The organism is Tsuneonella deserti, from assembly GCF_014644315.1.
GTDB lineage: Bacteria > Pseudomonadota > Alphaproteobacteria > Sphingomonadales > Sphingomonadaceae > Tsuneonella > Tsuneonella deserti.
The window spans coordinates 1,563,284-1,585,023 of the sequence record NZ_BMKL01000001.1; the positions used below are offsets into that span (position 1 = coordinate 1,563,284).

18 protein-coding genes and 1 pseudogene are annotated in these 21,740 nt (G+C 64.7%); 8 read left to right on the forward strand and 11 right to left on the reverse strand.

What is annotated here, in order from left to right; all coding sequences use genetic code 11:
* The first annotated feature begins 88 nt into the window (after positions 1-88).
* Positions 89-1,852 carry a cation:proton antiporter domain-containing protein gene (locus IEW58_RS07475; RefSeq protein ID WP_188644558.1) on the forward strand — a complete coding sequence of 588 codons (1,764 nt, stop codon included), beginning with the start codon at positions 89-91 and terminating at the stop codon, positions 1,850-1,852.
* A gap of 43 nt (positions 1,853-1,895) precedes the next feature.
* Positions 1,896-2,072 (forward strand): hypothetical protein, encoded by a 177-nt coding sequence (locus tag IEW58_RS07480; protein ID WP_188644559.1) that lies wholly within the window; start codon positions 1,896-1,898, stop codon positions 2,070-2,072.
* A 26-nt stretch (positions 2,073-2,098) separates the two neighbouring features.
* Here IEW58_RS07480 and alaS read toward each other — a convergent pair whose 3' ends face one another.
* From alaS to IEW58_RS14090, 6 genes are all read right to left on the reverse strand, one after another.
* On the reverse strand, positions 2,099-4,765 hold the full coding sequence (gene alaS / locus IEW58_RS07485) for an alanine--tRNA ligase (RefSeq protein WP_188644560.1): 2,667 nt from the start codon (positions 4,763-4,765) through the stop codon (positions 2,099-2,101).
* Between the two features lie 104 nt (positions 4,766-4,869).
* On the reverse strand, positions 4,870-5,694 hold the full coding sequence (locus tag IEW58_RS07490) for a class I SAM-dependent methyltransferase (RefSeq protein WP_188644561.1): 825 nt from the start codon (positions 5,692-5,694) through the stop codon (positions 4,870-4,872).
* A gap of 167 nt (positions 5,695-5,861) precedes the next feature.
* Positions 5,862-6,932 (reverse strand): recombinase RecA, encoded by a 1,071-nt coding sequence (recA, locus tag IEW58_RS07495; RefSeq protein WP_188644562.1) that lies wholly within the window; start codon positions 6,930-6,932, stop codon positions 5,862-5,864.
* A 104-nt stretch (positions 6,933-7,036) separates the two neighbouring features.
* A complete protein-coding gene (locus IEW58_RS07500) occupies positions 7,037-8,641 on the reverse strand; it encodes a DUF4139 domain-containing protein (RefSeq protein ID WP_188644563.1) in 1,605 nt (534 codons plus the stop codon).
* 11 nt (positions 8,642-8,652) lie between these two features.
* Positions 8,653-10,137, reverse strand: a complete 1,485-nt coding sequence (locus IEW58_RS07505; RefSeq protein WP_188644564.1) for a DUF4139 domain-containing protein — start codon at positions 10,135-10,137, stop codon at positions 8,653-8,655.
* 67 nt (positions 10,138-10,204) lie between these two features.
* Positions 10,205-10,702, reverse strand: coding sequence for an acyltransferase (locus IEW58_RS14090; protein WP_188644565.1), 498 nt, complete (start codon positions 10,700-10,702; stop codon positions 10,205-10,207).
* Positions 10,703-10,760: 58 nt separating this feature from the next.
* On the opposite strand from IEW58_RS14090, the gene IEW58_RS07515 reads away from it, so the two are divergent.
* On the forward strand, positions 10,761-11,156 hold the full coding sequence (locus tag IEW58_RS07515) for an acyltransferase (RefSeq protein ID WP_188644566.1): 396 nt from the start codon (positions 10,761-10,763) through the stop codon (positions 11,154-11,156).
* On the opposite strand, the gene IEW58_RS07520 is transcribed toward IEW58_RS07515, so the two are convergent.
* The 3 genes from IEW58_RS07520 to smpB all read right to left on the reverse strand — a co-directional run bounded on the left by IEW58_RS07520 (position 11,153) and on the right by smpB (position 14,779).
* Positions 11,153-13,621: a response regulator gene (locus IEW58_RS07520; protein ID WP_188644567.1), complete on the reverse strand. Its 2,469-nt coding sequence runs from the start codon at positions 13,619-13,621 to the stop codon at positions 11,153-11,155. The genes IEW58_RS07515 and IEW58_RS07520 overlap by 4 nt on opposite strands.
* Entirely contained in the window at positions 13,618-14,127 is a 510-nt protein-coding gene (locus tag IEW58_RS07525) for a DUF2062 domain-containing protein (protein WP_229658485.1), read from the reverse strand. The genes IEW58_RS07520 and IEW58_RS07525 overlap by 4 nt, the downstream gene beginning before the upstream one ends.
* A 169-nt stretch (positions 14,128-14,296) precedes the next feature.
* Positions 14,297-14,779 carry an SsrA-binding protein SmpB gene (gene smpB / locus IEW58_RS07530; RefSeq protein ID WP_188644569.1) on the reverse strand — a complete coding sequence of 161 codons (483 nt, stop codon included), beginning with the start codon at positions 14,777-14,779 and terminating at the stop codon, positions 14,297-14,299.
* 374 nt (positions 14,780-15,153) lie between these two features.
* Between smpB and IEW58_RS07535 the strand changes: the two are divergent.
* Positions 15,154-15,321, forward strand: a pseudogene (locus IEW58_RS07535) (plasmid stabilization protein); the annotation flags it as partial.
* Between the two features lie 5 nt (positions 15,322-15,326).
* Here IEW58_RS07535 and dapA read toward each other — a convergent pair.
* Positions 15,327-16,208 carry a 4-hydroxy-tetrahydrodipicolinate synthase gene (dapA, locus tag IEW58_RS07540; RefSeq protein WP_188644571.1) on the reverse strand — a complete coding sequence of 294 codons (882 nt, stop codon included), beginning with the start codon at positions 16,206-16,208 and terminating at the stop codon, positions 15,327-15,329.
* A 99-nt stretch (positions 16,209-16,307) separates the two neighbouring features.
* Between dapA and IEW58_RS07545 the strand changes: the two genes are divergently transcribed.
* From IEW58_RS07545 to IEW58_RS07555, 3 genes are read left to right on the forward strand one after another with little or no spacing between them, the layout of a single operon-like run.
* Entirely contained in the window at positions 16,308-18,284 is a 1,977-nt protein-coding gene (locus IEW58_RS07545; protein WP_229658486.1) for a lytic transglycosylase domain-containing protein, read from the forward strand.
* Positions 18,285-18,317: 33 nt separating this feature from the next.
* Positions 18,318-18,800, forward strand: a complete 483-nt coding sequence (locus tag IEW58_RS07550; protein ID WP_188644572.1) for a GreA/GreB family elongation factor — start codon at positions 18,318-18,320, stop codon at positions 18,798-18,800.
* Positions 18,793-19,284: an invasion associated locus B family protein gene (locus tag IEW58_RS07555; protein ID WP_188644573.1), complete on the forward strand. Its 492-nt coding sequence runs from the start codon at positions 18,793-18,795 to the stop codon at positions 19,282-19,284. The genes IEW58_RS07550 and IEW58_RS07555 overlap by 8 nt, the downstream gene beginning before the upstream one ends.
* A 56-nt stretch (positions 19,285-19,340) precedes the next feature.
* Here the strand turns inward: IEW58_RS07555 and IEW58_RS07560 are convergent, their stop codons facing one another.
* A complete protein-coding gene (locus IEW58_RS07560) occupies positions 19,341-20,012 on the reverse strand; it encodes an outer membrane protein (protein ID WP_188644574.1) in 672 nt (223 codons plus the stop codon).
* A gap of 258 nt (positions 20,013-20,270) precedes the next feature.
* Here IEW58_RS07560 and rlmN point away from each other — a divergent pair, with 258 nt between their 5' ends.
* Entirely contained in the window at positions 20,271-21,515 is a 1,245-nt protein-coding gene (gene rlmN, locus IEW58_RS07565) for a dual-specificity RNA methyltransferase RlmN (protein WP_188644575.1), read from the forward strand.
* Positions 21,516-21,740: the final 225 nt, after the last annotated feature.

Consider the following 21,740-nt stretch of genomic DNA (forward strand, 5'->3'; position numbering starts at 1 on the left):
AGTCTATCGAAAGCGCGGGCGGGGGTAATTCCCCGCCCGATGCTTGCCTGCCGTGACAACGGCGCGCCGCGCCGATACGCGTGCGGCGATGTCATCCGAACTTACCTCGTCCAATTTCATCTCCGATGCGCTCGTGATTCTGGGGGCGGCCGGGATCGTCATTCCGGTCTTCCACCGCTTCCGCATCACGCCGGTCATCGGCTTCATCCTGGTGGGAATCCTGGTCGGGCCCTTCGGCCTCGGACGGTTGGTTCCGGGCCACCCCTGGCTGTTCCACTTCTCGATCACCGAACCCGAAGCGCTCGATCCCTTCGCCGAATTCGGGATCGTGCTATTGCTGTTCACCATCGGGCTCGAGCTGTCGTTCAACCGGCTGTGGACCATGCGCAAGCTGGTCTTCGGCCTGGGCGCGCTGGAGTTGCTCATCATCGGCGCATTGCTGGCCGCCGCTCTCACGATGCTGGGCCAGGGCTGGAGCGGCGCGCTCGCACTGGGCTTTGCCCTGGCGCTTTCGTCGACTGCCATCGTCCTGCCGATCTCCGGCACCACGAGCCCGGTCGGCCGCGCTGCGCTTTCGATGCTGCTGTTCGAGGACATCGCCATCGTGCCGATCATCTTCCTGCTCGGCGCCCTGGCTCCCTACGCCCAGGCCGATGGTCTTGACGGCCTCGTGCGCACGCTATGGCAGGGCGCTCTCGTGATCGGTGCGCTTCTTGTTGTCGGACGGGTCGCACTGCCCCCGCTTTTCGCCCAGGCCGCGCGCACGAAGAGCCCGGAGCTGTTCCTCGCCGCCAGCCTGCTGGTGGTTATCGTGGCCAGCCTCGCGACGTCCGCCACGGGCCTGTCGCCCATCGTCGGCGCGCTGATCGCCGGACTGCTGATCGCCGAAACCGAATACCATGGGGAAGTCGAGGGCATCATCGAGCCCTTCAAGGGCCTCGCGCTCGGCATCTTCCTCATCACCGTCGGAATGAGCGTCGATCTCGAAATGGTGGCGGAGAACCTCGGGCCGATCACCCTGGCAGTTGTCGGCGTCCTGCTTCTGAAGACCATCGTAACAGGACTGTTGTTGCGGCTCATGGGCGCGCGGCGGAGCACCGCTGCCGAGACCGGCACCCTGATGGCGTCACCGAGCGAGACGACGCTCATCGTGCTCACCGCCGCGACGGCCGCCCAAGTCATCGATCCCGAGACCGCGAGATTCTGGCAGGTCGTTACCGCGATCGGCCTGACCGTCACACCGCTCCTGGCGATGCTCGGCCGCTCGATCGGTCGACGGGTTGAACAGGCTCCTACGTTGGAACCTGCCGACGAGGGTGAGCCATCGGTCCTGGTCGTCGGCGCCGGCCGCGTCGGACGCCTCGTCGCCGACATGCTGGCGACGCACGGCAAGGCATATCTGGCCATCGACAGCGACGCCGACGTGATCGCGAGCGCGACGCGCGACGGCTATCGCGCGACGTTCGCCGATGCAGCGCGCGGCCAGGCACTCGAACGCCTGGGAATTGCCAAAGCGCCTGCGGTGGTATTGACGATGGATGAGCCGGTACTGGTTCAACGCCTCACAACCAAGCTGCGCAAGTCCTACCCCAATCTTACGATCATCGCCCGCGCTCGCGATCTCGCCCACGCGACCGCACTTTATCGCGCGGGTGCCAGTCTTGCGGTGCCCGAGACTCTGGAAAGCTCGCTCCAGCTTTCGGAAGCCGTGCTGGTCGATCTGGGCGTGCCGATGGGGCCCGTAATCGCCTCGATCCATGCGAAGCGGGACACCTTTCGCGAACAAATACGGCGAGAGGCCCAGCTGGATCACAAGCCCAAGCTCCGCACCAGCATCGTCGAGGCCGGATAGATCGCGCGATTCGCTCGTTTGCCCTTCAGCAAAGGAGAAAATCATGAGCGCAAGCAGCGAAGGCTCCGGCCTCGGCAAAGACATGAAACCCGCTAACCAGACGGGCGAGGACAACGGCAAGATCCAGCGGCCCCAGCGCACCGACCAGAACACACAGGTGGTCGATACCGCGCGCGGGAGCGAGCCCGAAACGCGCGGAACAAGCGGCCGGCGCGGTTAGCAGCCTCGAGACGCCGGACCCGAGCCTCAGGCCGGAGCGGCGGCGTTCTCGATAAGGCGGCGAACCGCGGCGATTGCTTCGTCCGCCTTGCTGCCATCGGGACCGCCGCCTTGGGCCATGTCGGCCCTGCCGCCGCCGCCCTTGCCACCCAGGGCTTCGACGCCGGCCCGGACAAGGCTCACAGCATCATATCGCCCGACGAGATCGTCCGTCACCGCCGCCGCGATGGCCGCGCGCCCGTCATTCACCGCGACGATGGCGGCCACTCCCGAGCCTATGCGCGCCTTGGCCTCGTCGAGCAGGCCACGAAGCGCCTTTGCCTCCAGCCCGGCGATAACCTGGCCTGAGAACCGGACACCGCCGACCTCTTCGTCCGCGGCCGCGGCCTTTTCGCCGCCGCCACCGAGCGCGAGAGCCTTTTTCGCGTCAGCCAACTCCCGCTCAAGCCGCTTGCGCTCGTCCAGCAATGCGGAGAGGCGCGCGGGCACATCTTCGGGCGTTGCGCGGATTGTGGCCGCCGCTGCCTTCAGCGCCTCCTCGCGGCCCACCAGCCATTGCCGCGCGGCTTCCCCGGTAAGGGCCTCGATCCGCCGGACGCCCGAGCTGACCGCACTTTCCGAGACAATCCGGAACAGTCCTATGTCGCCGGTCGCGCGAACGTGGGTGCCACCGCATAGCTCTACCGAATAGTTGCGCCCGCCGTGCCCGGGCCGCCCCATGCTGAGCACGCGGACTTCGTCACCGTATTTCTCGCCGAAAAGGGCCATCGCACCCGCGGATATGGCGTCGTCCGGACTCATGAGACGCGTCGAGACGGTTTCGTTGGCCCGGATTTCCGCGTTCACCTCGGCCTCGATCGCGGCGAGTTCATCGGCGTCGAGCGGCTTGGGGTGAGAGAAGTCGAAACGCAGGCGATCCTCGGCGACCAATGAACCCTTCTGCGTCACATGCTCGCCCAGCCGGCCGCGCAGCGCGGCATGGAGCAGGTGAGTGGCCGAGTGGTTGGCGCGGATCCGGTCGCGCCGCTCGGCATCGACCGCCAGGTGCACCGTATCTCCGCGGCGAATGACGCCCGCCTCCACGATGCCGTGATGCGCATGGAGCCGCCCGAGCGGCTTGCCGGTGTCGGATACGATGATCCGAAGCCCTTCGGGCGTACTGATGATGCCGGCATCGCCGGCCTGGCCACCACTTTCGCCATAAAACGGCGTCTGATTGGTAAGCACGATGACGTGCTCGCCCGGTGAAGCGCTTTCGACCTCGGCGCCGTCCCTGACGAGCCCGACGACCCGCCCTTCCCCCTCGGTCGAGGAGTAACCGGTGAACTCGCTTCCGCCCTCCCGCTCGACGAGGTCGAACCACAATTCGCCGTCGGCTGCCTGGCCGGAACCCTTCCAGGCCGCTCGCGCGGCCGCCTTCTGCCGGGCCATCGCCTCATCGAAGCCCGCGCGGTCGACGCCGATGCCGCGAGGGCGCAGGGCGTCCTCGGTCAAATCGTAGGGAAAGCCGTAAGTGTCGTAGAGCTTGAACGCCGTCTCCCCATCGAGGCTTGCCCCGCTATCCAGCGTTGCGGTTGCCTCGTCGAGCAGGCGCAGGCCATTGGCGAGTGTGCGGCGGAACTGGGTCTCCTCGCGCTCCAGCGTCTCCTCGATCAGCGGCTGCGCGCGGCCCAGCTCCGGATATGCCTGGCCCATCTCGGCGACCAAAGCGGGGACGAGGCGGTGCATCAGGGGTTCGCGCGCGCCGAGCAGGTGAGCATGGCGCATGGCCCGCCGCATGATGCGGCGCAGGACATATCCGCGCCCTTCACTGGCGGGGAGGACGCCGTCGGCCAGAAGGAAACTGGTCGAACGCAGATGGTCCGCGATAACGCGGTGACTGACTTCGGCCTCCGTATCGACGCTCTTGCCCGTCAGGGACTTGGAAGCTGCGATCAGTGCCTTGAAAGTATCGGTTTCGTAGTTGTCGTGAACGCCCTGCATGACCGCCGCGATGCGCTCGAGACCCATACCGGTGTCGATGCTGGGCCGTGGCAGATCGGCCACGATCTCGCCGGCGGCCTGTTCGAACTGCATGAAGACCAGGTTCCAGATCTCCACGAAGCGGTCGCCGTCCTCATCCGGACTTCCCGGAGGCCCACCGGGAATGTGCTCCCCGTGGTCGTAGAAAATCTCCGAACAGGGCCCGCATGGTCCTTCGTCGCCCATCGCCCAGAAATTGTCCTTGGTCGCGATGCGGATGATGCGCTCTTCAGGCAGACCGCTGATCTTGCGCCACAGGTCGAAGGCTTCGTCGTCGGTGTGATAGACCGTTGCGGTCAGCCGGTGGGGATCGATGCCCCATTCCTTCGTCAGCAGGGTCCAGGCGTGATGGATTGCCTGTTCCTTGAAGTAATCCCCGAAGCTGAAATTACCCAACATCTCGAAGAAGGTGTGGTGCCGGGCGGTGTAGCCGACATTGTCCAGGTCGTTGTGTTTGCCGCCCGCGCGCACACATTTCTGGCTGCTTGCCGCAGTGGGGCTGGCAGGGGCTTCCAATCCGGTGAAGACGTTCTTGAACGGGACCATTCCCGCGTTCACGAACATCAAGGTCGGGTCGTTATAGGGTACAAGCGGCGCGCTGGGCACGACCCGGTGACCTTCGCCGGCGAAGAATTCCAGGAAACTGCGGCGGATCTCGTTGGTCGAACTCATGGTGCGGCAGGTAATTGCTGCAGCGCACCGCGACAAGCGGATTAAGCGCGCCGGTCCGTGCAGTCCGCGCGATCAGCCGGCCACGCGCGTCACCCTCCTGCCGCTCAGCGAGACCGGGCCGAGACGATCCAGGCCGCGCCGGACAGGGCCACCAGTTGGTCTTGAAGGCTCGCGGCAAGATAGGCGTCTAGGCGAGCGACAAAGGCAGCGCGCGCAGCATCGTCCAGTGTGGCGGCCACTGCCGCCGCGGGGCCGATCGAAAGAAAGAAGGAACGCGCGTCGGCCAGCGCATCTTCTCCGGCTCCTGCGACGTAGGCGAAGTCCACCGCTTCGAAGGCGACCTCGCTCCAGCCCGCAGCGGTCAGGATACCTTCGACCCGGTCTCGATCGGCGAACGCGAAGGGACCGGGCGCGTCCGGGTCGATCTCCGGCTGCATGTGCGGCGGCAGAAGGGAGGCCACGCGGGTGGCCCATGGATTTTCCGTGCGGTCCCGGAAGCAGGAAAAGACGAGCCGAGTGTTCGCCGCCGCCCCTTGGGCAAGGTTGGCGAAAGCGGCGACGGGATCGGGAAAGAACATCACCCCATGCCGCGAGACCACGAGATCGGGAGCGAATTGCGACCCGCGCCAGTCGCCCGCATCGGCGACCAGGAAAGTGACATTGTCCAGTTCAGCGCCGCGCTGGCGCGCGGCCCCGATCAGCGCCTCGCTGATGTCGAGCCCGATGATCCGCGCGTCGGGATGAGCACGCGCCAGCGCCAGGGAGACTTCACCCGCCCCGCACCCGACGTCCACAGCACGTTGTATCGGGTGGGCACCGGCACGGGCAAGCAGGCGATCCGTTAGCCCGCTAAAACTGCGGTCGGTGCGTCGCCATTCGGACGCCCACTTCTGGCCGACGCGGCCCTCCCAGTCGCTGCGATCGGTCATCCTGGTATCCCGCTTCCTTTCGGCACATTCAGCGTCGCCTGCCTGCCGATAAATTGCAACCACGCCTTTTGCTGACGGCCGCGCACGGAAAAGCCGGCGTGGACCCTCAGGTGCGCACGCCGGCTTTCCGGTTCAGGGACGCGCAGCGAGCGTCCGTGATTGAGGTATCAGATGTCGTCTTCCGCGTCCGGTCCGGTCATCATCTCCTCGGCGACAGCGTCGGTCCGGCCGCGGATCGCAGCTTCCAACTTGTCGCAAAGCTCGGGGTTCTCCTTGAGGAACTGCTTGGCATTCTCCCGGCCCTGCCCGATCCGGATCGAATCGTAACTGAACCAGCTGCCCGACTTTTCCACCAGCCCGGCCTTGACGCCGAGGTCGAGGATTTCGCCGATCTTCGAGATGCCTTCACCGTACATGATGTCGAATTCGACCTGCTTGAACGGAGGCGCCACCTTGTTCTTTACCACCTTCACCCGCGTCGAATTGCCGACGATGTCGTCACGATCCTTGATCTGTCCCGTGCGCCGGATGTCGAGACGGACGGAAGCGTAGAACTTCAGCGCGTTGCCGCCTGTGGTGGTTTCCGGATTGCCATACATCACGCCGATCTTCATGCGCAGCTGGTTGATGAAGATCACCATGCACTTCGAACGGTTGATCGAGCCCGTCAGCTTGCGGAGCGACTGGCTCATCAGACGGGCCTGCAGGCCCACGTGGCTGTCACCCATCTCGCCTTCGATCTCGGCGCGGGGCACCAGCGCGGCGACCGAGTCCACCACCAGCACGTCGATCGCGTTCGAACGGACCAGCGTGTCGGTAATTTCAAGCGCCTGCTCGCCGGTATCGGGCTGCGAGACGATCAATTCATCGATGTTGACGCCCAGCTTCTTGGCATAGACCGGATCGAGCGCGTGTTCGGCGTCGACGAACGCCGCCGTGCCGCCGTTCCTCTGCGCCTCGGCGATCACATGCAGCGCAAGCGTCGTCTTGCCCGAACTTTCAGGACCATAGACTTCGATCACGCGGCCTTTAGGAAGGCCGCCCACGCCGAGCGCGATATCGAGGCCGAGGCTGCCGGTCGAAATCGTTTCGACCTGCATCGTTTCCTTCTGGCCCAGCTTCATCGCCGAGCCCTTGCCGAACGCCCGATCGATCTGCGCGAGCGCGGCGTCGAGTGCCTTCTGACGGTCCGTGTCCAATTCCTTGCCTTCCACCAGCTTCAAGTTCGCTGCCGCCATGACACACCCTTTCGCGCTTTGCCTAGACCCTGAGGCCAGCTTTCAACCGAAGACGGATGTATTCGCTTTGTTCCATGAGAACAAGAGGTGAACTTTAAAAAGATTCAATTGTATGCGGCAACCCTCTGGAATACGTGGCTCCAGGCGATCTCACGGCGGCTGTTGGCCGGAATGATGGCCTCGATAACGCGCTGTCCGTCTTTCGTGCGCACCCGGCGCATACCTTCGATCGTCCCTTCCCCTGCTGGGCCGATCGACAGCCGCACGGTGACAGGCGCCGCGTTCGCGTTCGAAAGCGTGGCGCGCATCCGCACGCGTTCGCCCGGATCCTCCGAGAACTCCGGGTCGAGGGTCGTGCACGTCACGAAGACCTGAGCGCTCCGACCCAGCGCGATCTCCACGTCCTGGCCCGCGGCGTAGTCGCGAACGATTTCCTGTCCCACCAACACATCTCCGCGGGGGGATTCCTCGAACACCGCTACGGCTCCCATCGGCAACGCCACGCCCAGACCATGGCTCTCGTCGTTCACGGTCGCCAGCATCACCTCTGCAGGCTGCGCACTGTTGCCGTCATCATGCGACCACGGGGTGCATTCCCCCCGGTACAGCAAGCGGCCCTTGACGCCTTCGCGATCGAGAAAGGCTATCTGCTTCTGGCTTTTGGCCGCCACCGTAATCGGCTCCGGCACCCGGTAGAGCTTGAGATCGGCAAGATCCTCCTGCCGTGCCATCAGCGCCGGTGCGCTGCCACGCGATCCGGTGACCGTGATTGCCTGCGCAGCTTCCATCGCCACCGGGGGCGGCGGTGGCGGCGCTGGAAAAGGATACGCACTGTCCGGGTATGGCTCTGGCGAACCGGCAGCGGTGCTGCCAAGCGGATAGCACACAAGCTCAAGCGGTCTGGCATCCGGCGGGTCCGCCAACGCCCGATAGTCGCTGACGACCTTGAGCCTGCCCGCCACCGCCATGAGCTCCGCGCCCGGAAAGCTCTGTCCGTTGTCATTCACCAGCGTCAGCCAGCTCGTCAGGTGGAGGTCGACCTCGCCTCCCGAAGCATCCCCGCCCAAAGTAGCGACATGATTCGCCTGCCAATCGAATCCCCAGGCGAGATAGGTGAGGGTGACGGTGTAAGTCCCTCCTTCGGGAGAGCGGGTATCGATCGAATAGACCGGATCTGGGGAAAGTCCTTCCGGCACCCGCTGGAACACCAGCTTCTCCGGCAGCCCGGAGCAGCGCACCGCTTCGAAACCCGTCGCGGTTTGCAGGACCAGGCCGCCGTCAGCGCGCGATCGGACAATAGCCTCTTCCCTGGTTTCCGCGCCCGTGGCGGGATTCGTCCGGGAGATCGTGACGCGGTTGCCAAGGGTGCCGTCGACCAGCGCACCGGGGCTCAGCAGATCGGCATTGCGGTTTTTCTCGATCGCCCCTCCCGGCAGGCCGGTAACGATCGCACTCACCGCCACCATCCCCTCGGCAACTCCGTCAAAGCGTACAGTGGACTCGCCGGCGGGGAGCGTGACGCTGCGGGTTTCGCTGATCATCGCGAACCCTCGAGGCCAGTCGCGATCGAGCTTCTGACCCGGCGCTCGCTCCGGATCGCGGTAGACCGTGACGGAAATTGCCGATGGCGCCGATGCATCAACTGTCTCGCGCGCCGAAGCGTCAGCCGCGGCAACGACGAGCATCAGGCACAGCGCGGCGAGGCGCATCGCGCTAAGCCTCAATACCTGGTTTCGTAGGTAACCCGCAGCTCGCGCTTCCCGTTGGCGGGCACGGTCACGACGTATTTGCGGCGGTCGGCGTTGACTTGCTCGCCGGGGCTGTCCTCGCTGGTCACCCGGAAGTCGCGCCCCCACCAGCCATGGTCGAGTCCTGCCTGGTCAAGTTCGACTTCGACAGGCGCCGACTTTGCATTGGTCAGCGTGTAGCGCATCGTCGTGCGCCAGTATTCGACGGGGCGTTCGCTCGTGACAGTGCTGGTGGAGCCGTCTTCCGCGATGACCCTGTAGCGGCCGCTGCGCTCCCACTCGTCCGCGGTTATCTTCTCCCGGCTGACCACCTCGGCCTGGACGAAGATGTCGAATGCATCGCCGGTAACGAGGGTGAGTGCGCTTCCCATCGGCGTATGCCCGATGCTGCTCTCGCCGATGAATTGCGGCGTGCCCTTCCGGTCTCGCTGGTAGAAGCGCACCGTGCCGCCGGGCAGCGCATCGCCCAGCCCCTGTTCCCGGGCAGTCAAGAAGCTGATTGCCGTGGTCGCATTGACGGGTCGATCGTCGTTGGCGAGCCACTGCACGCTCCGGGCATAGACCTTGCGCGCGGGAACTCCCTGAACATCCAGGAAACTGACCTGCTTGGTCTGCGCGTTGGCGATCGTCGTGCGCCCGGGAAGGGGGTAGAGATAAAAATCGCCGAGCCGCTCGCGCCCGGCCGTTTCGGTGCCCGGAACGAAGCCGCGTGGCCGAGGGGGAGCAGGACGGTATCCGTCGTTCGATGGCCCGCCAGCAACCAGCACTGTCTCGGCGTCGTGAAAGGTGGTCCCGGTCTGGTTCGTCAGCGTGACCCAGCCTTGCATGTCGGTCGTGGCTTTCGCTTCGTCATACAGAGCGACATAATCGGCCGACCAGCCAAGCCCACCGGTAAGGTAACGAAGCGCGGCCGGTCGCTGCCCCGCCCTGTCACTGTCGACTGTGACCGACAGCGTCGGCCTCGCGCGGAGGTTGGGGGGCACGCCGTCGAAAATCACGCGAGTTGGCAGGCCGTCGTCACGCAGAACCTCGATGCGGTCGCCGATCTTCACCACCACGCCGCCAGCCGTTGACAGCACGGTGGCACGCTCGCGCACTTCATTGCCGGTCGCGGGGTTCGTGCGCACCAACGTGACCGTCTGACCAACAGCCTTTTCCATCAGCTTGGTCGGGGTGAGCAGATCGAAATCGAAGTTTTGCTCGATAACCCCGGCGCCGGCCGCACTGAAGCTCAAGGTTTCGGGCTGGATTCGCGCCGAGACGTCCGGAAACTCGATGCGGGTCCGCCCCCGCGGGAAGGGAATCTGGCGAACGTCCTGCACCAGCGCCCGGTCGCCGTTATAGATCGTCACCGCGAGGTCGCCTTGCGCAGTCGGCCCACTTTCCGCCGTTTGTGCCACCACCGGCACGGCGAGGACGACCGCAAGGATGGGTGCAATTCCCTTTTTCAGCGGCATGTGATCCCCTTGTATTATTGCCGGCGACCGCTTTGGGCGGCGAGTCGTCATCGTATGTAATAGTGTATCACCGACCGGTTCGCCGCAAGAGCGATCGAATAGCGGTTTCGAGACGTTCGCTGCGGCGTGCAGGATCGCTGGGCGGCAATCGGCCGTAATTACCGGCGCTTATGCCCCTGCGAACGATCCGGGCCGGATTGCCCGCAACCACGCAGTCGGAAGGTACAGCCTGGAGGACGACCGCGCCGGCCGCGATGATAACGCCGTCTCCGACAGTAACGCCCGGTCCGATGATTGCATTGCCCCCGATAAAGCACCGCTCGCCAATCGTTATAGGCGCCACGCTCCCGTCCGATCGCAAACCCGCCAGGATGGCGAGCGGACCGATCGTTGACCGGTCGCCTATCGTGATCGCTCCGCGCGAGCGTGGCAGGAGCTTCGCGCTGAGCGAGATATCCGCCGATCGGGCAATTTCGATCCCGCGGCGCCGCAGCCACCAGTTGCGCAACTGCGAGACAAATTTCCGTACACCGAGGAAGGCGTTCAGCGATCTTCTCGCCGTCATCCGTTTGCCTCCTCCAGTGGTCTTGCCGGATGGTGTAGCGGATTTTACAGCACTGTCGATGAGACCATCCGCCCCGCGCCCGCTACGCCGGTCTGCCCGGCAGGTGTGCCAGCATCTCGTGCGGCGGTTCTTCTGGGGCTCCAAAGTCGCAAGGACTGCCTGGATCCATCCGACAGCTTCGGTAGACCGCACCTTCCCCGGCGGTATCGAGATCGGCGATAGCGTATGGATCGGCCCATTCGCGATGGTCCTGTCGCACGACATGGCGCGCGGAGTTTACCGATCCACTCGCATCGGCGCTCGCACCGTGATTGGAGCCCGTGCTGTCATCATGCCGGGAGCGACGATTGGCGATGACTGCGTGATCGAACCGGGGGCAGTGGTCTCCAGCGACGTACCGAACGGGTCCCACGCCAGCGGCAATCCCGCGCGCGTGAGAAAAGGAACCAGCTAGCCCGCCGTCGCTGGTGCCGCCGTTCGGGCATTGCTCAGCACTCCGCCGACCTTGTCGGCAATCTGCTGGACGCTGAACGGCTTGGCGATGAAGTGCATATCGACAATATCGATCTCGCGCCGAAGTTGCTCCTCGGCATAGCCGGACATGAACAGGATAGGCAGGGAAGGCCGCACCCGGCGGATCGCGCGGGCCATTGACGGACCATCCATTCCGGGCATGACGACGTCACTCACGACGATGTCGAAGGTCCCTCCATTGGCGATGGCCGCAAGTCCTGCTTCGCCATCCGCACAGGCAGTAACCTGATAGCCGGCACGGGTGAGCGCCCGGTCCGCCACCGCGCGAACCATGTCCTCGTCCTCGACCAGAAGGACTTTGCCGCCGCCTGACCATTGCACCGCCGGCGCCGCATCGGCAGGCCGGCGCTTGCTGGGCGCCTGCCCGTGGTGAACGGGGAAATACACGCTGAAGCGGGCGCCCGCTCTCCCTCCGACAGCCGTCGCGGGAATGTTGTCGGCGAAGATGAAACCGCCCGATTGCTTGACGATGCCATAGACGGTGGACAGGCCCAGACCCGTTCCGCCCATTGCCCCGCCCCGGCCCTGCTCCTTGGTGGTGAAGAAGGGTTCGAAAATCTTGCTGAGGTGATCGGGCGGAATGCCCCCACCGGTGTCCTGCACGACGAGCGCCGTGTATTCGCCTTCCGGCAGGATTTCCGCGCCCATCTGGCGCACGTCCCGTGCCGTAATCCGCCGGGTTGCGATTGACAGCCGCCCGCCAGCGGATCCCTTGGCGAGCATTGCATCGCGGGCGTTGACCGCCAGGTTGACGATGACCTGCTCCAGCTGCTGCGGATCTGCCCTTACCGGTCCCAGGTCCCGATCGTGATGGACCCTGAGCTGGATCTTTTCGCCCAACAGCCGCTTCAGCAGCAGGCTTACCTCGCTGATCACGTCGGGTAACTGCAGGACTTCGGGCCGCAGCGTCTGCTGCCGGCTGAAGGCGAGAAGCTGGCGTGTCAGCGCAGCGGCCCGGTTGGAATTGGCGCGTATCTGCTGGATGTCGTCGTAGTCGCTGTCACCCGGCGTGTGGCGCAGCAGCATGAGATCGCAGGTCCCGATGACTGCCGTAAGCACGTTGTTGAAATCGTGCGCCACGCCGCCGGCAAGTTGCCCGACAGCCTGCATCTTGGTCGCCTGTGCGACCTGGCGCTTGAGCTTTGTCTCCTCGGTCGAATCCGCGAGGCTCAACAGCACCGCCGCCTCTCCAAGCCCTCGCACGCCGGCGATGCCCAGCGAAACCGGGTCGTCGGCCGCCCCGCGCAGCCGCACGGCCATATCGATTGCCCGCGCACTGCCCTTTCCCAGCCGGCGGACGGCGTCGACGAGCGGCCCCTTGTCCTCCGCGACAACCAGGTCGGACGGGAACGACGGGAGCGTATCGCTCTCGATTCCCGCGGCACGCCTGAAAGGCGCATTGGCAAACAGGAAGCGGCCATCACGATCGGTCATCGCCAGGCCCAGGGGCAGTGCGCCGAGGAGCGCTTCCAACTGGGGTGCCGCCCCGGTTCCTGCGACCTCCGCCCGGCCCCCAAGGCCAACTGCGTTGTCGATCAGCAGCATCAGCGACGCAGCTTCGTCCGCGCCGGGCTCCCGTGCGTCGCTCGCGTCTCCCAACGGCACATGGATGAGGGTTTGCGGGTTGCCGCGCCTTCCCTCGCGGGCGAAGAAGATGCGCTCCCGCTCGTCCGCTCTCAACAGGGTGGCGAATTCCTGCCCCGCCAGGGTCGCGGCGGCATCGCCGGTTGCGCGCTGGGCAAAGCCGGATCCGGCTGCGCGAACCATTCCGTCAGGACCAACGATTGCTGCCTCGACCCCGCCGCGCGAAAGCAGGCGGCCGAACTGACCGGTTACCCGCCGCGCGAGGTCTTCGACGAAGTCCTCCTCCGCCAGGCCGACGAAGCGCCAGACGAGGTAATCCTCTCCCCGGCCCGCACGCTCTGCCCGCGCGCTCCATATCGATATGCCGTCGGCGGCCTCCACGCGGTCCACCTCTCCCCTGCCGTCCCGCCATGCTTCGCGCGCGGCTCGCGCAATCGCTTCGAGACCCGCGCGCGCCAACGGAAGGTTCGGCGGGGCGCTGCTCGCTCCGAACCAATGGCTGTAGACCGTGTTCGCGCAGACGAGCCGATTGGCCCTGTCGACGATCGCGACCGCCTCGCCGGGGCGCTCGATCGCCGCTACGGTAACAGACCAGTCGGGTGAAGCGATGCCTTCGGACGCCGAAGGCGAACGCATTCGCGCGAGCGTCAGGCCGGCAGCCAGAAAAACCACGAGCGCCCCGGTGAACGAGAGGGCGGCCACGACGTCCCCGCTCGCCACCCAGACCACTACGGCGCTGAGCGCAACCGCCGCCGCGAGTGGGCCGAGCATCGGCAATTGGCGCAACATGGATCCGCTCATGAACCGCTCGCCTGCAGCGCCCGCTCGCGCAGTTCCCTGCGCTCCCTGAGCTTGCGAGCCCGCTTGTTGGCGACCACGAACCGCCACACGAATCCGCTCACCAGGTAGCTTATGGCCGCGGCCACGACGGCAAGGACCACCAGGCCGAAGGCAGTGACCAGCGTCGCACCGGTCAGCCATTGCAGCATGTCGCCGAATTCGCTGCGCTCCATCGCCTTGTTTACCGGAGCAATGACGGTCATCGCGTCGACCCGAAGCATCCACGAACCGATATTGTACCCCAGTACCCAGATGAGCGGGGTGGTGAACGGGTTGGTGACGAAAGTCGTCAGCGCCGCGATCGGCACGTTCGCGCGTATCGGAAGGCACATCAACGAAGCGAACAGGATCTGGGCGAAAGGCACGATGATCCCGACCAGCATTCCCAGCGCAACTCCGCGGGGCACCGAGCGCCGAGTGAATCGCCAGAGTTCCGACCGCAGCACGCGCGCGGCGAAGGGCCGCATGATGCGGCTCCTTTCCATCTGTTCGCGCGTAGGCATTGACCGCTGCGCCCACGACCCGAGACGAGCCAGCTGCTGGCCCATCAAAGATCGTGAGTTCGCCGTCCGGGCAAAGTCGTCGCGCTCGCCGCCCGAATAGGCGACGTCCACACGCATACGAAATGAACGACGTTTAGCCACGCTCGCGCATCAGCCGCGCCTTGTCGCGCTGCCAGTCCCGGTCCTTCGTCGACTGCCGCTTGTCGGCGCTGTTCTTGCCCTTGGCGAGCGCGAGCTCGACTTTCGCCCGGCCGCGCCCGTTGAAATAGATCGACAGGGGAACAAGCGTCATCCCCTTGCGCTCCACCGCCCCGGTCATCTTGTCGATCTCGCGCGCGTTGAGGAGCAGCTTGCGCGGGCGGCGCGGCTCATGGTTGAAGCGATTGCCGTGGCTGAATTCGGGCACGTTGGCGTTGACCAGCCACACCTCGCCTCCGCGCACTTCGGCGTAGCTTTCGGCGATGGTCGCCTCACCTGCGCGAAGGCTCTTTACCTCCGTGCCGGTCAGCATCAGGCCGGCCTCGAACTTGTCCTCGATGAAGTAATCGTACCGGGCGCGCCGGTTCTCGGCGACGGTCTTCTTCTTGTCGAAAGTCTCGGGTTTGGGTCGGGCCATCGGCCGCGGCATGTAGGCGGTCCCGGTGGATTGCGAAAGGCCGGTTCATCGGCCAGCGCGAACTGTTCGTCCGCATCAAGGCCGCGAACCTGCGCAGAACGTTTTCCTACAATGCAGCACCCATGCCATCGCGGCGGCAATGACGTGCCCTCGGCTCCATGATCGGACCTGCATCCGCAAGCACCGGCGGCACCGTTTTCCCGCCCGGCGGAAGGTGACAAAGGCGACGCTCGCAGACGGGCGTTTTCCGAGGGCAAACCAGGGAGGGCAGAGTTTTTATTTCGCCCCCTTTCAGTGGTCCACGCTCGCTCTTCAAGCAAGAGCGGGAACCGGTGTCCCCGCCCGCGCCTTTCTCTGTCGGAAGGAGAGCCGCCATGCCCCAGGGCGACAAGGACAAGTACACCGACAAGCAGAAGCGCAAGGCCGAGCACATCGAGGAAAGCTACGAAGACCGCGGCGTCTCCAAGGACGAGGCCGAACGGCGCGCCTGGGCGACGGTCAACGAGCAGGATGGCGGCGGAAAGAAATCGGGCTCCGGTCGCGACGACTAGACAAGACCGGCGTGCGCGAGCGCGTCGTCGACAGCTTTCCGCGCCCGGTCGGAACATTCGACCAACGGCAACCGCACCGACGGATTAAGCCAGTCGTGCACCCGGCTGAGCGCATATTTGACGGGCGCGGGGCTTGCGTCCTCGAACATCGCGTAATGCAGCGGGTAGAGCTTGTCGTTGAGATCCCGCGCGCGTGCCAGGTCGTTGGCCGCGATGGCCGCCTGGAACTCGGCGCACAGTGCGGGCGCGACGTTGGCGGTCACGGAAATGCAGCCGACGCCGCCAGCGGCCGAATGCGGCAGCCACAGCTCGTCGTCGCCGGACAGCTGGCAGAAATCCTTGCCAATTCCCATGCGATGATCGGTCACCCGGCTAAGGTCCCCGCTGGCATCCTTGATGGCCACGATCCGGTCGGGAAAACGGGTCGCCAGCTCGCACACCGTCTCGGGCATGATGTCGGTGACGGTACGGCCCGGGACATTGTAAAGAACGATCGGCAAGGTGCTGTTTTCGGCAAGGAAGCTGAAGTGGGCGAGCAAGCCCTCCTGGCTCGGCCGGTTGTAGTAGGGTGCCACGCACAGGGCTGCTGCCGCGCCGGTCTTGCGGCTGAAGTTCATATGAAGCCGGGCATTCATGGTGTCGTTCGAACCGCATCCGGCGATGACCGGCACTCGGCCTGCTGCCTGCTCGACGCAAACTTCGATGACGCGATGGTGCTCGGCGTTGGAGAGCGTGGACGCCTCGCCGGTCGTGCCGCATGGAACCAGAGCGCTTGAGCCGCTCTCGATCTGCCAGTCGACAAGGCGGCGAAAGGCCGGCTCGTCGAACGACCCGTCGCGAAAAGGAGTCACCAGGGCTGGAATCGAACCGGAGAACATTGCTGTCGCGCCTTTGCGTGGGTCATAGTGGGGAACGGGGGTGAATTCCGCGCGCCCGGTCAGATGCATTCATCGCCTGATAAGGAGCCGAAGACCAGAATGTCCAGCATGGTTGCCAATCGTATCCGTTCGTTTCGTCTGATTGCCCTGGCCGGGGTTTCGTGCATGGCCGCGCCAGCTTTTGCGGACAGCGCGGTCGATATGGCACGAACGCAGATGGTAGCCACCCAGCCCGGGCAGGCTGCCGCGGCGGTTGCGCGTTGGCAGCAGCTTACCGGCAATGACCGGATGGGGTTTGCCGACTACGCCGGATTTGCCCTGCGCTACCCTGACTTCCCGCGGATGGAAGTGATCCGCGGCAATGCCGAGAGCGCGCTCGAGCGTGACCTTGCCACTTCGCCGCAGCAGGTCGCGGCTTATTTCGATCGTTTCCCTCCGCAGTCGAATCCCGCGCGTGCACGCTACGCGCTGGCGTTGTCCACGCTCGCCCGTCCGGAAGCCCGCGAAGCCGCGCGCGCCGCGTGGCGGGGCGGCAAGATGAGCAGCTCGGCAGAGGCTTATCTGCTGGGTCTTTACGGGCCTTCTTTTACCCCGGATGACAACGACGAACGCCTCCGCGCCCTCTTGTGGCAAGGCGAGGCGGAGGCTGCGGCGCGGATCATCAATTCGTCGTCCCCCGCCAACCGTCCCCTGTTCATGGCCCGCCTCTCTCTCCTGCAGGGTCAGGAGCCGGCCGCAATCGGACTTCCGCAGCCGCCGAACGCGAGCGCGGACCCGGGTTACGTGTTCAATCTCGCCCGATATTATCGCAAGAGCGGACAGGGCTATCGGGGCCAGCAGCTCCTGGCGACCCGCGCGTCGTTCGTGCGTCCGCCGCACGATGCCGAAGACATGGTCACGGAGATGCTGGCCCAGGCAAAGGGAGCATCGGCCAACACGGCTGCCGCGATCGCCAGCAAGGTCGATGACCTTTTCGCGCCCGGGACCGACATTTCCGGCCTCTCTTACAAGCTCCGCGATGATTACACGTCGCTGATGTGGCTGGGCGGCACGAAGGCGCTGTGGTCGATGGGCGACGGCACTTTGGCTGCCCCGCTGTTCTGGCGGTATGGCAACGCGGCGCGCACCCCGCAGACGCGTTCGAAGGGCTTCTACTGGGCCGGCGCGGCCTCTGCTCAGGCAGGCAACCCGACGGAAGCGAACCGCTATTTCGAGATGGCGGCGCAGTATCCGGAATACTTCTACGGGCAGCTGGCGCTCGAACGGCTCGGCCGCCCGCTACCCCAGTTCCAGCAGGTGGCGTTGGTACAACCGACCTCCGCCGAGACCGCCGCTTTCAACGCCCAACCGCTGGTCCAGGCGATCCGCGCTACTGCCCGCTACGGAACGGACTGGCGGACCGAGCGGTATTTCTTCACCGCGCTCGCCGAACAGGCACAGACGGCAGGGCAGATGCGCCTGGTCGCCAATCTTGCGACCGAACTCGGTCTGCCCGAACTGGCGGTGGTTGTTGGCCGTGTGGCACCTGAAAAGGATCTCACCGGCTTTACCGGCGTCGGATTTCCCGTCGTTTCTACGCCCATGGGCGCGGACTATACGATGGTCCATGCCATCGCACGCCAGGAAAGCGAGTTCGACGAAGACAGGGTCAGCCATGCTGGCGCGCGCGGATTGATGCAATTGATGCCGGCCACCGCCAACGAGCAGGCGGGCAAGCTCGGCATCAGCTACATGAGCGCCAATCTGACGCGCGATCCGCAATATAACATTCGCCTCGGGGATGCGTACTTTGCGCGAATGATGGACTACTTCGGCGGCAGCTATCCTCTCGCGGTGGCGGCGTACAACGCAGGCGCGGGCAACGTGAACAAGTGGTTGCGGGCCAACGGCGATCCCCGCACCGGCTCGATCGGCTGGCTTCAGTGGATCGAGCAGATTCCGATTTTCGAGACGAAGAACTACGTCCAGCGCGTGATTGAGAACGCGGTTGTGTACGAGGCGCTCCATCCTGAACGGGTCCGCTACGGCAGCCCGCGCGGGGTGAGCCAGTTCATCGGCAAGCGCACGCCGGGTTGATGAGGAAGCCTTCGCGCGGGTAGACGCAGGCAAATGCCCGCACCGCCGAACAACCCGATCACGCCGGACGGCCTGGCCGCCCTCAAAGCGCGCTACGATCACTTGCTTGGAAACGAGCGCCCGGCGATCGTGGAAATCGTCAGCTGGGCGGCTGGCAACGGCGACCGAAGCGAGAACGGCGATTATATCTACGGCCGCAAACGAATGCGCGAGATCGATCGCGAACTCGCCCATCTCGCTCGCCGGCTGAAGTCTGCGCGAGCCATCGATCCAGCGGCCCAGCCGGATCGGTCGCGCGTGTTCTTCGGCGCTACCGTTACACTCGCCGATGAGGACGACCGGCGACGCATGGTAACCATCGTCGGCGATGACGAGCAGGATGCTGCGGCGGGCCGGATCGGCTGGAGTTCACCGCTGGCCCGGGCGATACGGGGCGCATCGCTGGGCGATCTGCGAACCGTGTGCCTGCCTTCTGGCGAGAAGGAATGGGAAATCATCGGGATCGCCTATGGCTAGGAAGCTCCTTGTCGCGATCGCGCTCCTGTTACTGCCGATGCAATTGTCGGCCAAGGACAGCCTCGGTATTTTCGATGGGTGGGGTGCGTTTCGCGATCCGGCGATACCTCGATGCTACGCAATTGCGCTCGCCAAGCCGAGCCGGCTTTCACGTGATTACCAGGCCTTTGCCAGCGTGGGAAACTGGCCGCGGCGGGGCGTTAGGGGACAACTGCATTTTCGCCTATCCAGAAAGCTCGCGGCAAGAGCTCCGATCACGCTCGCCGTTGGCAACAAGCGCTTCGTTCTGATCGGAGGAGGCGGGGACGCCTGGGCGCAGGATAAGGCGATGGATGCGGCGATTGTCGCGGCGATGCGCTCAATTTCGACGATGGTCGTTTCCAGCCGCGACGCAAAGGGCAGGCGATTCTCGGACACCTACCTGTTGCAGGGAGCGGCGACCGCGATGGACGCAGCGACGATCGGGTGCGCGCGCTTGCGCTGACGTGAAAAGGGCGGAGCCACCGGCCCCGCCCTGTCCATTCTCAAGCCGTCGTCAGCTTAGAAGCGGATCCCCGCAGTCGCGACGACCTGGTGACGGTCGGTGTCAAGGTTGAAGCGGCTGCCGTCAGGCGTATCGCCTTCGAAATCCACTTCGCCTTCGCCGTACTTCGAGTAACGGTATTCGGCACCGATATAGGCGTTGCGACCCACCGCAAACTCGGCACCGGCGCCGAGGCGCCAACCATCGGTGTCAAGGCTCTGATCGAGGTTGACCGTGCCGTCCGTTCCCGTAAGCGAGAACCGCTGGTTGGTGTAGCCGGCCTTCGCGTAGACCATGGTCGACGGGCTCGTCACGAAGCCCAGACGACCGCCGACGTAGATGTCGCGATCGGCCTTGACGTTGCCGAGATTGAAGACCGTCGGCTGGTCGTTGTTATAGTCGCGGCCAGCGCTGCTGCCGGCGTAGCTCGCTTCCACGCCGACACGCAGATTGTCACCGGCAGGAAAGTCATAACCCACGACCGCACCGTATTCGACGCCGTCGACCGACTGCTTGAGGTCGCGGGTATCGTCGACATCCTCGGTGCTGCCCGAGCGGATGTGATCGTAGCCGACTTCGCCACCGACGCGGAAGCCGCTGAACGGCACTTCGCCTGCGGTCTGGGCCATCGCGGGCGTGGCCAGCGCGATGAGCGAGGCAGCGGCAAGCGATCCGATCTTGATATTCATAAGAGGTACTCCGTCCTTCATTATCCGGCGGCAATGCAGCCACCTTGGACCCGCTTAACGGAGCCGTGCCGCGTCAGTTTCCTGAACCTCATACAACGAGAAAAGTGTGGTTTTTTCGCCACTGTGGGCAGGATGGGCAGGCGCTAGCGGGGGGCCTTGCTCAGGGGAACATGGCTCGAGCCCAATTTTCCGGCCCACCGACCTGGCAGCCATCAACGGCTTTGCCACTTCGCTGCTGTCTACCTATATGCACCGACCATGGCCGACACCGCCCTTATGCCGATCCCGGGATCAATCGACGCCGTGCCGGTGGCCCGGCCAGCTTCGTCCGCAGGTTTCACCACGCGCCCGGACGGTCGGATCGATCTTGTCGGCCTTCCGCGCGATCAGATCACAGCGCTGTTGGCCGATGCGGGGCTCGATCCGAAGGCGGCACGCCTGCGCGCCAAGCAAGTGTTTCACTGGATCTACCATCGCGGAGTGATCGACTTCTCGGCGATGACCGATATCGCCAAGTCGATGCGGCCCTGGCTTGCAGACCGCTTCGTCGTTGGCCGTCCTGAAGTTGTGGAGGCCCAGCACTCGAACGACGGCACGCGCAAATGGCTGTTGCGCACCGCTGACGGGCACGATTTCGAGATGGTTTTCATCCCGGACGCGGACCGGGGAACCCTGTGTGTGTCCAGCCAGGTTGGCTGCACGCTGAACTGCGCGTTCTGCCACACGGGGACGATGAAGCTCGTGCGCAATCTCACCGCTGGCGAGATCGTCGGACAGGTTATGCTCGCCCGAGACGCTCTTGGCGAATGGCCAAAGGGATCGATGTCCGGGCTCGAGGACGATGAGGATGCCGGTCACTATTCTTCAGACGGCCGCTTGCTGACCAACATCGTGATGATGGGAATGGGAGAGCCGCTTTATAATTTCGACAACGTGAAAGGCGCGCTGAAGATCGTCATGGACGGCGATGGCCTGGCGTTGTCCAAGCGGCGGATCACGCTTTCCACCAGCGGTGTCGTGCCCATGATGGCGCGGGCGGGCGAGGAAATCGGCGTCAATCTCGCCGTGTCGCTGCATGCGACCAACAAGACCGTGCGTGACGAGATCGTGCCGCTCAATCGCAAGTATGGAATTGAGGAATTGCTGGCCGCCTGCGCAGCCTACCCGGGCGCTTCGAATGCCCGGCGCATCACGTTCGAATACGTAATGCTGAAAGACAAGAATGACAGCGACGAGGATGCGCGCGAACTTGTCCGGCTGATCAAGCGGTACAATCTGCCGGCGAAGGTCAATCTCATCCCGTTCAATCCCTGGCCGGGTGCCGGCTACGAATGCTCGAGCCCCGAGCGGGTTCGGCGCTTTTCGGAGATCGTTTTTGAAGCGGGCATCAGCGCGCCGGTGCGCACTCCTCGGGGACGGGATATCGATGCGGCCTGCGGCCAGCTTAAGACCGCGGCCGAACGGAAGAGTCGAGCTCAACTAGATCGCGAAGCCGCGGCTTAGCCAGCCGCCGACGGAAACCTGGGCTTGTCAGATCCGTCGGACGTTGGCTGGCACTGCAACCATAGGCTTCACATGTCTTGCACAAAGGCCATGACCTCCCCCGGCGGAGCAGTCTTTTTCTTCACTCCAACCAACTTTCTGAGGAGCGCTTCATCGCTCGATCAGCGCATCTCGCCGCGATATCGGTGTTCAAGCGAATTGTTCATCTGAGGTTGTGGACCCCCT